The sequence below is a fragment of the Ruminococcoides sp. genome, assembly GCF_057037865.1.
In genome coordinates this window covers 130115-144858 of the sequence record NZ_DBLZMS010000006.1, presented here as the reverse complement: position 1 = coordinate 144858, position 14744 = coordinate 130115, and the positions used below count along the sequence as shown (strand labels likewise).

Annotated in this window: 9 protein-coding genes; 7 read left to right on the top strand and 2 right to left on the bottom strand. The window is 43.7% G+C overall.

Annotated elements, in window-relative coordinates:
• Nucleotides 1–26 precede the first annotated feature (26 nt).
• The 3 genes from carB to AC2HW8_RS07005 are packed head-to-tail and all read left to right on the top strand — an operon-like array spanning nucleotide 27 to nucleotide 6938.
• Nucleotides 27–4079 (top strand): carbamoyl-phosphate synthase large subunit, encoded by a 4053-nt coding sequence (gene carB / locus AC2HW8_RS07015; protein ID WP_484327338.1) that lies wholly within the window; start codon nucleotides 27–29, stop codon nucleotides 4077–4079.
• Nucleotides 4080–4081: 2 nt separating this feature from the next.
• Nucleotides 4082–5704, top strand: a complete 1623-nt coding sequence (locus AC2HW8_RS07010; protein ID WP_303664520.1) for a CTP synthase — start codon at nucleotides 4082–4084, stop codon at nucleotides 5702–5704.
• A gap of 43 nt (nucleotides 5705–5747) precedes the next feature.
• Entirely contained in the window at nucleotides 5748–6938 is a 1191-nt protein-coding gene (locus AC2HW8_RS07005) for an LL-diaminopimelate aminotransferase (RefSeq protein ID WP_117839113.1), read from the top strand.
• Between the two features lie 329 nt (nucleotides 6939–7267).
• Here AC2HW8_RS07005 and AC2HW8_RS07000 read toward each other — a convergent pair whose 3' ends face one another.
• Nucleotides 7268–8644, bottom strand: a complete 1377-nt coding sequence (locus AC2HW8_RS07000; protein ID WP_117520919.1) for a glycine--tRNA ligase — start codon at nucleotides 8642–8644, stop codon at nucleotides 7268–7270.
• Nucleotides 8645–8871: 227 nt separating this feature from the next.
• On the opposite strand from AC2HW8_RS07000, the gene AC2HW8_RS06995 reads away from it, so the two are divergent.
• From AC2HW8_RS06995 to AC2HW8_RS06980, 4 genes are all read left to right on the top strand, one after another.
• On the top strand, nucleotides 8872–10764 hold the full coding sequence (locus AC2HW8_RS06995) for a dockerin type I domain-containing protein (RefSeq protein ID WP_303665483.1): 1893 nt from the start codon (nucleotides 8872–8874) through the stop codon (nucleotides 10762–10764).
• 266 nt (nucleotides 10765–11030) lie between these two features.
• Complete coding sequence (locus tag AC2HW8_RS06990) at nucleotides 11031–11624, top strand: cyclase family protein (RefSeq protein WP_021883520.1); 594 nt, start codon at nucleotides 11031–11033, stop codon at nucleotides 11622–11624.
• A gap of 10 nt (nucleotides 11625–11634) precedes the next feature.
• Nucleotides 11635–12294: an HAD family hydrolase gene (locus tag AC2HW8_RS06985; protein WP_484327337.1), complete on the top strand. Its 660-nt coding sequence runs from the start codon at nucleotides 11635–11637 to the stop codon at nucleotides 12292–12294.
• A 4-nt stretch (nucleotides 12295–12298) separates the two neighbouring features.
• Nucleotides 12299–12928 (top strand): epoxyqueuosine reductase QueH, encoded by a 630-nt coding sequence (locus tag AC2HW8_RS06980; RefSeq protein ID WP_295024494.1) that lies wholly within the window; start codon nucleotides 12299–12301, stop codon nucleotides 12926–12928.
• A gap of 100 nt (nucleotides 12929–13028) precedes the next feature.
• On the opposite strand, the gene ptsP is transcribed toward AC2HW8_RS06980, so the two are convergent.
• Complete coding sequence (gene ptsP / locus AC2HW8_RS06975; protein ID WP_021883523.1) at nucleotides 13029–14729, bottom strand: phosphoenolpyruvate--protein phosphotransferase; 1701 nt, start codon at nucleotides 14727–14729, stop codon at nucleotides 13029–13031.
• Between the last annotated feature and the right edge of the window lie 15 nt (nucleotides 14730–14744).

The window sequence follows — 14744 nt, the reverse complement described above, 5'->3', positions numbered from 1 at the left end:
TAATTACTTGAACGAGGAATGATTATATGCCACTCAAAAAGAATATCAAACGAGTTATGGTAATCGGTTCGGGCCCTATCGTAATCGGTCAGGCTGCCGAATTTGACTATGCAGGCACACAGGCTTGCCGTGCGCTTAAAGAAGAAGGACTTGAGGTTATTCTTGTAAACTCAAACCCTGCTACAATTATGACTGATAACGCAATGGCTGATAAAATCTACATTGAGCCGTTGACGCTTGAAACAGTTAAGAGAATCATCAAAAAGGAACGCCCTGACAGCCTTCTTTCAACCCTCGGCGGTCAGACGGGTCTTACCCTTTCAATGCAGCTTGCAAAAGAGGGCTTCCTTGATAAATACAATGTTCAGCTTCTCGGTGCAAACCCCGAAACAATCGACAAGGCAGAGGACAGACAGCTTTTTAAGGACACAATGATTGAAATAGGTCAGCCTGTTATTCCGTCACTTGTTGTTACAGATGTTGAATCAGCTGTTAAGTTTGCCGATGAAATCGGTTATCCTGTAATTATCCGTCCTGCATTCACACTCGGCGGTACAGGCGGCGGTATTGTCGATAACGAGGAAGAGCTTCGTGAAATCACATCAAACGGTCTTGAACTTTCCCCTATCACACAGGTGCTTGTTGAAAAATGTATCTCAGGTTGGAAGGAAATCGAGTTTGAGGTTATGCGTGACAGCGACGGAAATGTTATTACTGTCTGCTCAATGGAAAACTTCGATCCTGTAGGCGTTCACACAGGCGACTCAATCGTTATCGCTCCTACGGTAACACTTGCCGACAAGGAATATCAGATGCTCAGAAGTGCGGCTCTCAACATTATCTCTGCACTTAAGGTAGAGGGCGGTTGTAACTGCCAGTTCGCACTCAACCCCGAAACATTTGAATATGCGGTTATCGAGGTTAATCCCCGTGTATCCCGTTCATCGGCACTTGCGTCAAAGGCAACAGGTTATCCTATTGCAAAGGTTGCCGCTAAAATTGCTATCGGTTACACACTTAATGAAATCAAGAATGCCGTTACAGGTACAACATACGCTTGCTTTGAGCCGGCGCTTGACTATGTTGTTGTAAAATTCCCGAAATGGCCTTTTGATAAATTTGTATATGCAAAGAGAACACTCGGTACTCAGATGAAGGCAACAGGCGAGGTTATGGCTATTGCTCCGACATTTGAGCAGGCTATTATGAAAGCCGTAAGAGGTGCCGAGATTTCTCACGATACTCTCAATGACAAGGAATTTGCAGAGCTTTCAAACGCATCGGTTTATGACAGACTCAGCGTTTGCGACGACAGAAGAATCTTCTGCGTATATGAGGCTCTCAAGAGAGGCATTACAGTAGAACAGATTCACAACATCACTCTCATTGACGAGTGGTTCCTTGAAAAGCTCAAAAATCTTATTGCCGTTGAAAACGAACTCAAGAACGGCGAGCTTACGGAGGATCTCTATGTTCGTGCCAAGAACAATGGATTCCTTGACAGAACAATTGAAAAAATCACAGGCAGGAAGGTTGAAAATCCGCTTGTTCCTGTTTATAAAATGGTTGATACCTGCGCCGCAGAATTTGAGGCTGAAACTCCTTACTTCTATTCAACATTTGATAAGGAAAATGAAGCTGAGGAATTCATCAGAGAGCAGAAGAGCAATAAGAAAACAGTTATCGTATTCGGTTCGGGTCCTATCAGAATCGGTCAAGGTATCGAATTTGACTATGCGTCTGTTCACTGCGTATGGGCGCTCAAAAAAGCAGGCTACGATGTTGTTATCGTAAACAACAACCCTGAAACAGTATCAACAGACTTTGACACAGCCGACAGACTTTATTTTGAACCGCTCACAACCGAAGATGTTATGGGCATAATAAAGACAGAGAATCCGTTCGGTGTAGTTGTTGCATTCGGCGGACAGACAGCAATTAAGCTTACAAAGTTCCTCAGCGACAACGGTGTAAATATTCTCGGCACATCATACGATGCCATTGATATGGCAGAGGACAGAGAGCGTTTTGACGAGCTTCTTGAAAAGTATCACATCAAGCGTCCCCGTGGCGTAACGGTTATGACAACAGACGAGGCTCTCGATGTTGCAGACAAAATCGGTTATCCTGTTCTTCTCCGTCCGTCATATGTTCTCGGCGGTCAGAATATGATTATTGCATTCAACGAAGATGATGTCAAAGAGTATATGGCAATCATTCTTGCACAGAATATTGAAAATCCGATTCTTATTGATAAGTACCTTCAGGGTACAGAGCTTGAAGTTGACGCCATTTGTGACGGTGAAGATATTCTTATTCCGGGTATTATGGAGCATATCGAGCGTGCCGGTGTTCACTCGGGCGACTCAATTGCGGTTTATCCGGCATGGAATCTCTCTGACAGAATGACTCAGATTATTATTGAAAGCTCAAAGAACCTTGCAATCGAACTCCGTACAAAGGGACTTGTAAACATTCAGTACCTTATCTATAAAGACGAACTCTATGTTATCGAGGTAAATCCCCGTTCTTCAAGAACAATCCCTTACATCAGTAAGGTAACAGGCGTTCCTATGGTTGACCTTGCAACAAGAGCAATGCTCGGTGAAAAGCTCAAAGATATGGGCTACGGCACAGGCCTTTACAGAAAGAGTCCTTACATTGCGGTTAAGGTTCCCGTATTCAGCTTTGAAAAGCTTATCAATGTTGATAACCACCTCGGTCCCGAGATGAAGTCAACAGGTGAAGTTCTCGGTGTTGCAGGCACACTTGAGGAGGCTCTCTATAAGGGACTCATCGGTGCAGGCTACAAGATGAAGAAAAAGGGCGGTGTGTTCATCACAGTCCGTAATTCTGATAAGGCTGAAATCGGTGAAATCGCAAAGAAATACTACGACCTCGGATTCAGAATCTACGCAACAGAGGGTACAGCGGATGTACTCAAGAAGTATGGTATCGATGCCGTAAGCGTAAAGAAAATTCACGAGTCCAAGACAAACAATACTCTTACACTCATTGAATCGGGCAAGATTCAGTATGTTATTTCAACATCAGCAAAGGGCAGAATTCCTTCAAGAGATTCTGTTAAAATCCGTCGTAAGACTGTTGAAAGAAATATTCCGTGTCTTACATCTCTTGATACGGCAAATGCACTTGCAGATTGCCTCAAGAGCCACTATTCACAGCACAGCACGGAGCTTATCGACATTAACCACATGAGAGAGGAAAAGCTTATGTTAAAATTCACTAAGATGCAGGGTATAGGCAATGACTATATCTATTGCAGCACTTTTGATCAGGAAATCAGCAACCCCGAAGCGCTTGCCGTAAGACTTTCCGACAGACATTTCGGTATCGGCGGCGACGGTATTATTCTTGTTTGTCCTTCAAAGGTTGCAGATGCAAAGATGAAAATGTACAACCTTGACGGTTCAGAGGGTAAGATGTGCGGTAACGGTATCCGTTGCGTAGGTAAGTTCCTCTATGACCACGGTATGGTTGATATCAACGAAAAAGACGAAATTACAATTGAAACACTCAGCGGTATCAAGAAACTCAAGGCTTATACTTCAGGCGGAAAGGTTAACCGCCTCAGAGTTGATATGGGCAAGGCTATTCTTGATCCGAAGGAAATTCCTGTTGTTCTCGACGGTGACAAGGTTGTTGACAGACCTGTTGAAATTGCAGGCAAGAACTATAACATCACCTGCGTATCAATGGGCAACCCACACTGCGTGGTATTTATGGACGATATTGATAATCTTGACATTGAAACCGTAGGACCGGAGTTTGAAAACGATAAGCTCTTCCCTGAAAGAGTGAATACAGAATTTGTAACAGTTCTCGATGACCATACAATCAAGATGAGAGTGTGGGAGCGTGGCTCAGGCGAAACATGGGCTTGCGGTACAGGCGCTTGTGCCGTTGCGGTTGCCGCTTGTGAAAACGGTTTTTGCAAAAAGGGCGAAGACATCAAGATTAAGCTCAAGGGCGGCGATCTTATTATCAACTATACTGATGAAACGGTATATATGACAGGTAATGCGGAAAAAGTATTTGAAGGCGAAGTTGAGGTGTAATCGTGGAGATAACCGAACATAAGAAAAATAAAAAATATATATTTGTAACAGGCGGTGTCGTATCCGGTCTTGGCAAGGGTATCACAGCCGCATCTCTCGGCAGACTTTTAAAGGCAAGAGGGCTCAAGATTGTTGCTCAAAAGCTTGACCCGTATATCAATGTCGATCCGGGTACAATGAGCCCGTATCAGCACGGCGAGGTATATGTAACGGAGGACGGTGCAGAAACCGACCTCGACCTCGGCCATTATGAGCGTTTTATTGATGAGGACCTTAACAAGTATTCAAACCTCACAACAGGTAAGGTTTACTCAAATGTTCTTGAAAAGGAGCGTCACGGCGACTATCTCGGTAAGACAGTTCAGGTAATTCCTCACATCACAAATGAAATTAAGTCTTTTATCTACAATGTAGGTGAAAAGACCAATGCCGATGTTGTAATTACGGAAATCGGCGGTACGGTGGGCGATATCGAAAGCCAGCCGTTCCTTGAGGCTATCCGTCAGGTATCTCTTGAAGTCGGCAGAGAGAACAGCATCTTTATTCATGTAACTCTCGTTCCCTATATCAAGGGCAGTGAGGAACACAAATCAAAGCCGACACAGCATTCTGTAAAGGAGCTTCGTTCACTCGGTATCAATCCAGATATCATCGTTCTTCGTTGTGACGAACCTCTTGAGGAGAGCATTTTCAACAAGATTGCACTTTTCTGCAATGTAAAGCCGGATTGTGTAATCGAAAATATTACTCTCCCAACGCTTTATCAGGCACCTCTTATGCTTGAAAAGAGCAATTTCTCAAATGTTGTATGTCGTGAGCTCAATATTGTAACAGACAAAAAGCCTGACCTTTCCGAGTGGGAAGAAATGCTTAGCCGTATCAACAACCGCACAAAGAAATGCACGATTGCTCTTTGCGGTAAGTATGTTGCTCTCCATGACGCATATCTTTCTGTTGCAGAGGCACTTCGTCACGGCGGCTATGAAAATTCCGCCGATGTTGAAATCAAGTGGGTTGACTGCGAACTTCTCACAAAGTATAAGGTTGACGAGCTTCTCGGTGATGTTGACGGTATTCTTGTTCCGGGCGGCTTCGGTAACAGAGGTATCGAAGGTAAGATTATGGCTGCAAAATATGCCCGTGAGCATGATATTCCGTATCTCGGAATCTGTCTTGGTATGCAGACTGCAGTAATCGAATACGCAAGAGATGTTCTCGGCTATGCTGACGCCAACAGCGGTGAGTTTACACCAGAGGGCAAGCATAATGTTATTGACCTTATGCCTGAACAGGAGGGCATTGAGGATATGGGCGGCACAATGCGTCTTGGTGCATATCCGTGTGTTATCAATCCAGATTCGCTTATGGCTAAGGCTTACGGTCAGCATGAAATTTCAGAGCGTCACCGTCATCGTTATGAGTTCAATAACGATTTCAGAGAGGAAATTGAAAATGCAGGCATGAAGATTACAGGTACTTCACCTAACGGACTTCTTGTTGAGGCTGTTGAAGTTCCCGACAACCGTTTCTTCGTTGCTGTTCAGTATCATCCCGAATTCAAGTCACGCCCGAACCGTGCTCATCCGCTTTTCAGAGAATTTATTAAGGCATCACTTGAAAAGTAATTGATTTTTCCACTTAACTTTCAGATTTAAAGGACTGATTTTAATGAAGATTAACAGAAATTTTGACAATCTCGTTCCTAACTATCTTTTTGCAGATGTTGCAAAAAAGACAAATGCATATATTGCGGCTCATCCCGATAAAAAGGTTATCAAGCTTGGTATCGGTGATGTAACCCTTCCGCTTGCTCCTGTTGTTGTTGAGGCAATGAAAAAGGGCGCAGAGGATCTTGCTCACAAGGAAACCTTCAAGGGCTATCCCGATTATGAGGGCTACGAGTTTCTCAGACAGGCTATTTCAGATTATTACAAGAGCTTTGGTGTTGCAGTAGGCGCTGACGAAATTTTTGTATCAGACGGTGCAAAGTCTGACTGCGGTAACATAGGCGACATCTTCTCAAAAGATAATATTGTTCTCGTAACCGATCCTGTTTACCCCGTATATGTTGACTCAAACATTATGGCAGGCAGAGAAATCGTTTATGCCGCGTCAAATGAGGCAAACGGCTTTGCCGCTCTTCCTGATGAAAATGTAAAGGCAGACATCATCTACCTTTGCTCACCTAACAACCCGACAGGCTCTGCATACAACGCCGAACAGCTCAAGGCATGGGTTGACTACGCTCTCAAAAACGATGCAATAATCCTCTACGATTCAGCTTATGAGGCGTTCATCACAGAGGATCTCCCTCGTTCAATTTTTGCAATCGAAGGTGCAAGAAAGTGTGCAATTGAAATGTGCTCACTTTCAAAGACAGCAGGTTTCACAGGTACAAGATGCGGTTACACAGTAATTCCTAAGGAGCTTGAGCGTGACGGTCACAATATCTATGCAACATGGTACCGCCGTCAGGCAACAAAGTTCAACGGTGTTTCATGGCCTGTTCAGTGTGCTGCTGCCGCTGTATTCAGCGAAGAAGGTCAGAAGCAGATCAAGGAGAACATTTCTTACTATCAGGAAAATGCAAGAATTATCGCATCTGCTCTTGATGAACTCGGCATCTACTACACAGGCGGTAAGAACTCACCTTACATCTGGCTCAAGTGTCCGAACAATATGGGCAGTTGGGAATTCTTTGACCTTCTCCTCAACGAGGCAAATGTTGTAGGTACTCCGGGTGAGGGCTTTGGCGAAAACGGTGCCGGCTACTTCCGTCTTACATCATTCGGTGACAGAGAAAACACGATTGAGGCTGTTGAGAGAATCAAAAAGGTTCTCACAAACCTCTCAAAGTAATTTGATTGAATTCAGATTATTATATTGAATAAAACACACAGCGGATAACCCTAATTTTGAGGTTATCCGCTGTTTTTGTTATCGGTTATTATCAGTAGGGGCGCTCATTGGGCGCCCGCTAAGTAACGGCACAATATTTGTGATAAGACAGATTATATAAATGCCGCAAAATAATTGTCATACTGTAGCGGCGAACAAGGTTCGCCGCTACTAATTTGTGCCATTTATAAATTCAATCTTGATAGAAAATTTTTCGGCATCTGATGAATGCAATACGCAATAAAAAAAGGACATTCCATTTGGAATGTCCTTTTGATATCATATTATAATCAGAACTTAATCTTTTCAGCGATATAATCGTTGAGCTTGTCAATTGCAACTCTTTCCTGCTGCATTGTGTCACGGTCACGAACCGTTACACAACCGTCGTCAACAGACTCAAAGTCATATGTGATACAGAACGGAGTACCGATTTCGTCCTGTCTTCTGTAACGCTTGCCGATTGAACCGGCATCGTCATAATCAGTCATAAAGTCGGCTGAAAGCTGCTCGTAAACCTTGCCTGCCTGCTCATTGAGCTTCTTAGAAAGCGGAAGAACGCAAGCTTTGTACGGAGCAAGTGTCGGATGAAGTCTTAACACAACTCGTGTATCCTTTTCGTCAATAACTTCTTCATCGTAAGCCTCAACAACAAGAGCAAGGAAAAGACGCTCAACACCGAGTGACGGCTCAATAACATACGGAATGTACTTCTCGTTTGTTGTCGGATCAAAATACTCAAGTGTCTTACCGCTTGTTTTGCTGTGCTGTGTAAGGTCATAGTCTGTTCTGTCGGCAACGCCCCAAAGCTCGCCCCAACCGAACGGGAAGAGATATTCAAAGTCTGTTGTGGCTTTTGAATAGAAACAAAGCTCCTCTTTTGAATGGTCACGAAGGCGGAGATTTTCTTCCTTAATATTGAGAGAATAGAGCCAGTCACGGCAGAAACCTCTCCAGTATTCAAACCATTCAAGGTCAGTGCCCGGCTTGCAGAAGAATTCAAGCTCCATCTGCTCAAACTCACGAACACGGAAAATAAAGTTACCGGGTGTGATTTCGTTTCTGAAAGATTTACCGATTTGTGCAACACCGAAAGGAACTTTCTTACGGCTTGTTCTCTGAATGTTAGAGAAGTTCACGAAAATGCCCTGAGCAGTTTCGGGACGAAGATAAATTTCATTCTTGCTGTCCTCTGTAACGCCCTGGAATGTTTTGAACATAAGGTTGAACTGACGAATGTCGGTAAAGTTGTGCTTGCCGCAGTTAGGACACGGAATTTCTTTTTCCTTGATGTAATTCATCATTTCTTCATTTGTCCAGCCTGCAACATTTGTGCCGTCAAAATCTTCAATAAGGTTGTCGGCACGGTGACGGGTTTTACATTCCTTACAATCCATAAGCGGATCAGAGAAACCGCCGAGATGACCCGATGCAACCCATGTCTGCGGGTTCATAAGAATTGCAGAGTCAAGACCTACATTATATTTGTTCTGCTGAACAAACTTTTTGAGCCATGCGTTTTTGATATTGTTTTTAAGTGCAACACCGAGCGGACCGTAATCCCATGTGTTTGCAAGACCGCCGTAAATTTCGGAGCCTGGGTAAACAAAGCCTCTGTTTTTACACAGGGCAACGATTTTATCCATGGTTTTTTTGCTGTTTTCCATAACTTAACCTCTCTTAACAGATAGATAGATAAAAATAACCATTAAAATAATACAATTATTTGCAACTGTTGTCAAGTAAAAACACCAAATGTTAGCGCATAACAATAGGTTTAAAACAAGAACTAGAAAAAATTTACAAACTTGCCAAAAACCACTTGTAAATGTGAGCATTTTGATATATAATGTAATTACTCGAAATTTGAGTAACAAAAAAGGAGGAATTAGCGATGAAAAAATCATCCAAGGTTCTCAGTTTGGTGCTTGCAGTTCTTATGGCTGTATCCTGTTTTTCAGGCTTGACCATATTCTCTGCATCAGCTGAAGAAACCGACACAAAAATCTATTTTGACGCATCTAATCTCCCTGCAGAGTGGGGAACAACAAAGACAGTATACTGTCACCTTTACGCTGTAGCAGGCGATGATTTACCTGAAACATCTTGGCAGGGTAAGGCAGAGAAATGTAAGAAGGATACTGCTACAGGTCTTTACTACTTCGATACTGCAAAATTGAAGTCAGCTGACGGCACAAATCACGGCGGTCTTAAAGACAACGCTGACTATGCTGTAATTTTCTCAACAATTGATACTAAATCACAGAGTCACCAGACCTGTAATGTAACACTCGGCAAGCCTTGTCTCGGCGACACAATTTACCTCACAGGCGGTACAGTTGAGAATACCGAAGATTCATCAAAGCGTGACTTTGCTGCAACATGGAAGAATAACAGTGATAACTACGGTCCAAAGGCTGCAATCACATCACTCGGTCATGTAACTGAGGGCAGATTCCCGGTTTACTTTTCAAGAGCAGAAATGGTTGCACAGGCTATTTTCAACTGGGCTGTTAAGAATCCTAAAAACTACACTCCCGAAACTGTAGCTGACATTTGTGCACAGGTTGAGGCTGAGCCAATGGATGTTTACAACGCTTATGCTGAAATGTATGCAACAGAGCTTGCTGATCCCGTAGCTTATCCCGACTGTGCTCCGCTTACAACAGTAGCTACACTTCTCGGTGTTGATCCTTCAGGTACAACAGCTCCTGCAACAGAAGAACCTACAACTGTTGAGCCTACAACTGTTGAGCCAACAACTGTTGAGCCTACAACTGTTGAACCCACAACAGAACCCACTACAGAACCTGCAACAGAGCCTGCTGATGCAACACAGTATGTTGTAGCAGGTGTTGAGTCACTCACAGGTTATGAATGGCAGGGTTCTCCTGCACTCGCTCCCGAAAATGTAATGACAAAGAGCGGCGATGTTTATACAAAGACATTTACAGCTGTTCCGGTGGGCAAAAGCTATCAGCTCAAGGTCGTTGCAAACACAGGCGACGAGCAGAAGTGGATCGGTCTTGACGGTACAGACAACAATGTAACTTTCGATGTAGAAAGTGCTTGTGATGTAACTGTAACTTTCAATCCTGCTACAAACGAGATTGCTGTAACAGGTGACGGTGTTAAAATGGTTACAGACCTTGAAATCAACAGCATTACAGTTGTTGGTAACGGCGAAAACAGCTGGCTTAACGGTGTAGCATGGGGCGTTGACGCTGAAGTTAACCACATGACTCAGATTGCTGACAAGGTTTATCAGATTACATACACAGGTGTTGAATCTGCTGATGCTGCATACCAGTTCAAGTTTGCAGTTAACGACGATTGGGCAGCTAACTGGGGTCTTCCTGAGCAGAGCGCAGCTACTATAGGCAAAGATTTTGACCTTACATTCAATGGTGAAAATATGCTCCTTAACACAGTTTCTGCCGGTTATCCGGAAGATTCACTCGTTGATGTAACAATCACACTTGATCTTACTAAGTTTGATTATCCGTCACGCTCAGGTGCTAAGGCTAATATTAAGATTGACGGTGCCCGTGTTCCGCTTCTCGGCGATGCTGACGGTGACTACTCAATTACAGTTGTAGATGCTACAACAATTCAGAAGATTGCTATCAACCTTATGAGTATTGCTGCTGATGATGCAAACGCATTCAAGGCATGCGATGCTAACGAGGATGGCAGAATCTCAATCAAGGATGCTACTCTCGTTCAGAAGTACATCGTTGGCGGTTACGAAACAGGCAATGTCGGTTTACCGATTTCTGTTGAATAATTAATCGCTGTTGATTAAATTCACAATTGCAATTTACCCCACAGGGTTTTCCTGTGGGGTTATTTTTTTGCCGTAAAACAAGGAAATTTTGCCGATAAAGGTGCAAAATGCAGTAATATGTGGTATAATCATAGTGCAGATGTTCCGCTTTACTCATACTATGGGTTCGTTCTGAATTTAAGCAGAGTTATATTTTTCTTAGACTCCGAGGAGCTGATGCTCTGCGTGAATTAAAAATGTTCAAAAAGAAAAGAGGCGAAGGATGTATGTATATTCATGATATTTCGAGAGACACTCTTACAACCGAAACATATCCGGGTGATCCTGAAACGGTTGTAACTCCGCTGAGAAGTATTGATGAAGATGACGAGTGCAATCTTTCGCAGATTTCTATGTGCGTTCATGCAGGCACGCATATTGACGCTCCTCTCCACTTTTGCCCTGACGGCAAAGGGATAACCGATTTAAGGCTCAACACTTTCTACGGAAAATGCACCGTAATAACGGTCAAGGGTGTGCTGACGGGCGAAGATATGGACAAGCTGTTGCCGTATTGCCGAAAACGCATACTCTTTCGTGGGAACGGCAAAACATACCTTTCACATTCTGCCGCAATTGTGCTTGCACAAAGCAGGGTGGTGCTTGTCGGTACGGATGCCGAGTCAATCGCACCTCCGTTTGATGAAGTTAAAACACATCTTGAACTTGGCAGAGCGGATATTGCCGTTCTCGAAAATCTCAATCTTTCGGGAGTGGCTGACGGCGAATATGATTTGTGTGCGTTTCCGATAAAGCTCGGCGGAGTTGAGGCGGCACCATGCAGAGCAATACTCTTTGAACAGGAAAAAGGATTAAACTAAGGTGATATTTATGGTAAAAATGGTAGTATTTGATCTTGACGGCACGCTTATGAATTCGCTTACCGATCTTGCTATAAGTGTGAACTACGGTCTGAAGCTTAACGGTCTTGAAGAAAAGCCGGTTGAAAATTATAAAACATATGTCGGAAACGGCAGAGAAATGCTCATCAGAAGGGCAATGGGAGATGCGTGGACCGACCACGAGCTTTTTGAAAAGGTCAAGGCTGATTACGACAGACACTATGCCGTTCATTGCAACGACCACACTGCCGCATATGACGGTTGTGCCGAAATGCTTGAAAAGCTTGCAAAAAAGGGTGTAAAAACAGGTGTGCTTTCAAACAAGCCCGATGAATTTGTTGATAAAATGCTAAAAAAAGCATTTCCAAATCACAGGTTTACTCAGGCATGGGGGCAGAAACCACAGTACAAGACAAAGCCCGAGCCTGATGCTCTGCTTGCACTCCTCGATACGAGCGGTGTAACTCCCGAAGAATGTTTCTATGTCGGTGACAGCGATGTCGATGTGTTTACGGCAAACAATGCGGGTGTAAAAATGGCAGGTGTTTCATGGGGATTCAGGGGAAAAAACGAGCTTATGAACGCAGGTGCGCCGTTTGTTGCAGACACAGCCGAAGAACTTTTTGATTACATTTGCAAATTTATATAATAGTATGAACAAGATAAACTATCAGAAAGAACTCGACAGGATAATTGACAAAATAACGGGGGAGGGAAAAGTCCCGAAGCTGCTTTTGCATGTGTGTTGCGCCCCATGTTCGTCATACTGCCTTGAGTATCTTTCAAAATATTTTGATATCACGGTCTATTTTTACAATCCGAATATTTCGATTGCAGATGAGTATAATTACCGCCTGAGCGAAGAAAAGCGTCTTGTGTCGCTTATGCCGTTTGAACATCCTGTAAAGGTAATTGAAGGCGAATATTTGCCCAAGGATTACTTTGAGTATGTCAAAGGTCTTGAAAATGAACCCGAGGGCGGAAAGCGGTGTGAAAAATGTTTCAGACTGCGACTTGAATCCTCTGCACGCTACGCAAAGGAACACGGCTTTGATTATTTCACAACCACGCTTACAATCAGTCCGCTGAAAAATGCGCAGTTGCTTAATGCAATCGGTGCGGAGCTTGCCAAGAAGTACGGCATTTCGTGGCTGTACAGCGACTTCAAAAAGCGTGAAGGCTACAAGCGTTCAATCATCCTTTCAAAAGAATATGACCTCTACCGCCAAAACTACTGCGGCTGCGTCTTTTCAAAAAGGGATAGTATGCAGAGAAAAAACTAATTAATATACCAAAAGACAAATCCCCGTCAGAATTTCTGACGGGGATTAATCGTGTTTGCAAATTATTTAACTGAGATTAACGCATATTAACTTGGTTGTTTTACACAACCGATTTGAGGTATTCGACAATTTCCTGCTGTGTACTCATTTCAAGCACCTTTGCAGTAACTTTGTCTGCCTCTTCTTTTGTCCATGTGGAAATTATTTTTCTCACATTGAGAACTGACGGAGCGGAAACGCTGAATTCTGTGAGTCCGAATGAAATAAGCAACGGAATCATCAGCTTGTTTGCGGCAGCCTCACCGCACATTCCGACTGAAATGCCGTTCTGAACACCGCACTCAATTGTGCGCTTAATCATTCTGAGAACGCTTGGCTGAAGGGGGGAGTAGAGGTAAGACACATCGTTGTTGCCTCTGTCACAAGCCATTGTGTAGCCTGTAAGGTCATTTGTGCCGATGCTGAAGAAGTCTGCCTCTTTTGCAAGCATATCTGCGATAACTGCCGCAGACGCTGTTTCAACCATAACACCAACCTGAATGTTTTCGTTGAAATTTATGCCCATATTGCGTAAATCGGCTTTGCATTCTGCGACAAGCTTTTTTCCCTCACGAAGTTCATCCATAGTTGTGATGAGCGGGAACATAATCTTGATGTCACCGAATGCGCTTGCACGCAAAATGGCTTTAATCTGTGATTTGAAAAGTTCACGGTTTTTAAGGCAATATCTGATTGCACGGAATCCCATGAACGGATTTTCTTCTTTTTCAAGTCCAAGGTACGGAATGTCCTTGTCACCGCCGATATCAAGTGTTCTGATAATCAGCGACTTGCCCTTTAAGATAAGAGCCGCCTTTTTGTAGGCCTCAAACTGTTCGTCCTCTGTCGGAATTGAAGTTCTGTCCATGAACAGAAACTCTGTTCTAAAAAGTCCGACACCCTCGCCGTCTGCATCAACCGCCTTGACAGCGTCTTCGGGTTTTCCTATGTTGCAGAAAAGTTCATAAACTTCTCCGCTTGCGGATTTTGTTTCTCGTCCCCTGTAATTTTCAAGCTCTTTGCGTTCTGCAAGAAAAGCGTCACGCTTTTTGGAGTATTCTGCAACTGTGTTATCATCCGGATTAACAATTACAGCACCCTCACTGCCGTCAACTACAACTGTGTCGCCGTTTTTCAGGCTTGATGCGACACCCTCAACACTGAGTACGGCGGGAATCTCAAGCGCTCTTGCAAGAATTGCAGAGTGGGAAGTTGTTCCGCCTGTTTCAGTAATAATGCCTGCTATGTTTTCTTTTACAATACCTGCCGTAACAGAAGGAGTAAGCTCCCTTGCAACAAGCACAGTGCCTTTTGGCGCATCGCTTACTTTAATTTCGTTTACTCCGAGAAGAATGCCAAGAACACCGCTCTTGATATCTCTGACATCAGCCGCACGCTGTTTTGTAAGCTCATCGTCAGCTGCCGAGAACATTGCAATAAACATATCGCACATATGCTCAAGAGCAGATTCCGCACATTGACCGTCTGCAATCAGCTTTTCAATTTCACCGCTGAGATACGGATCTTTGATAATCTGAATGTGACCTGCAAGAATTTCTGCCTCTTTTTCACCGGCTGAACTGCGAAGATTTTCTGCCTGTTTTTCAGTATTGTAGCAAAAAGCATCTACTGCTGCCTTAAAACGCTGTGACTCTGCCTCAGTATCTGTTACTGTTCGTGGAGTGTATTCAAGCGAATGTTCTTCAATAAGCATTACCTTACCGATTCCGATACCCTCGGATGCGGCTGTTCCGTGTAGCATAATCTTCACCTCTTG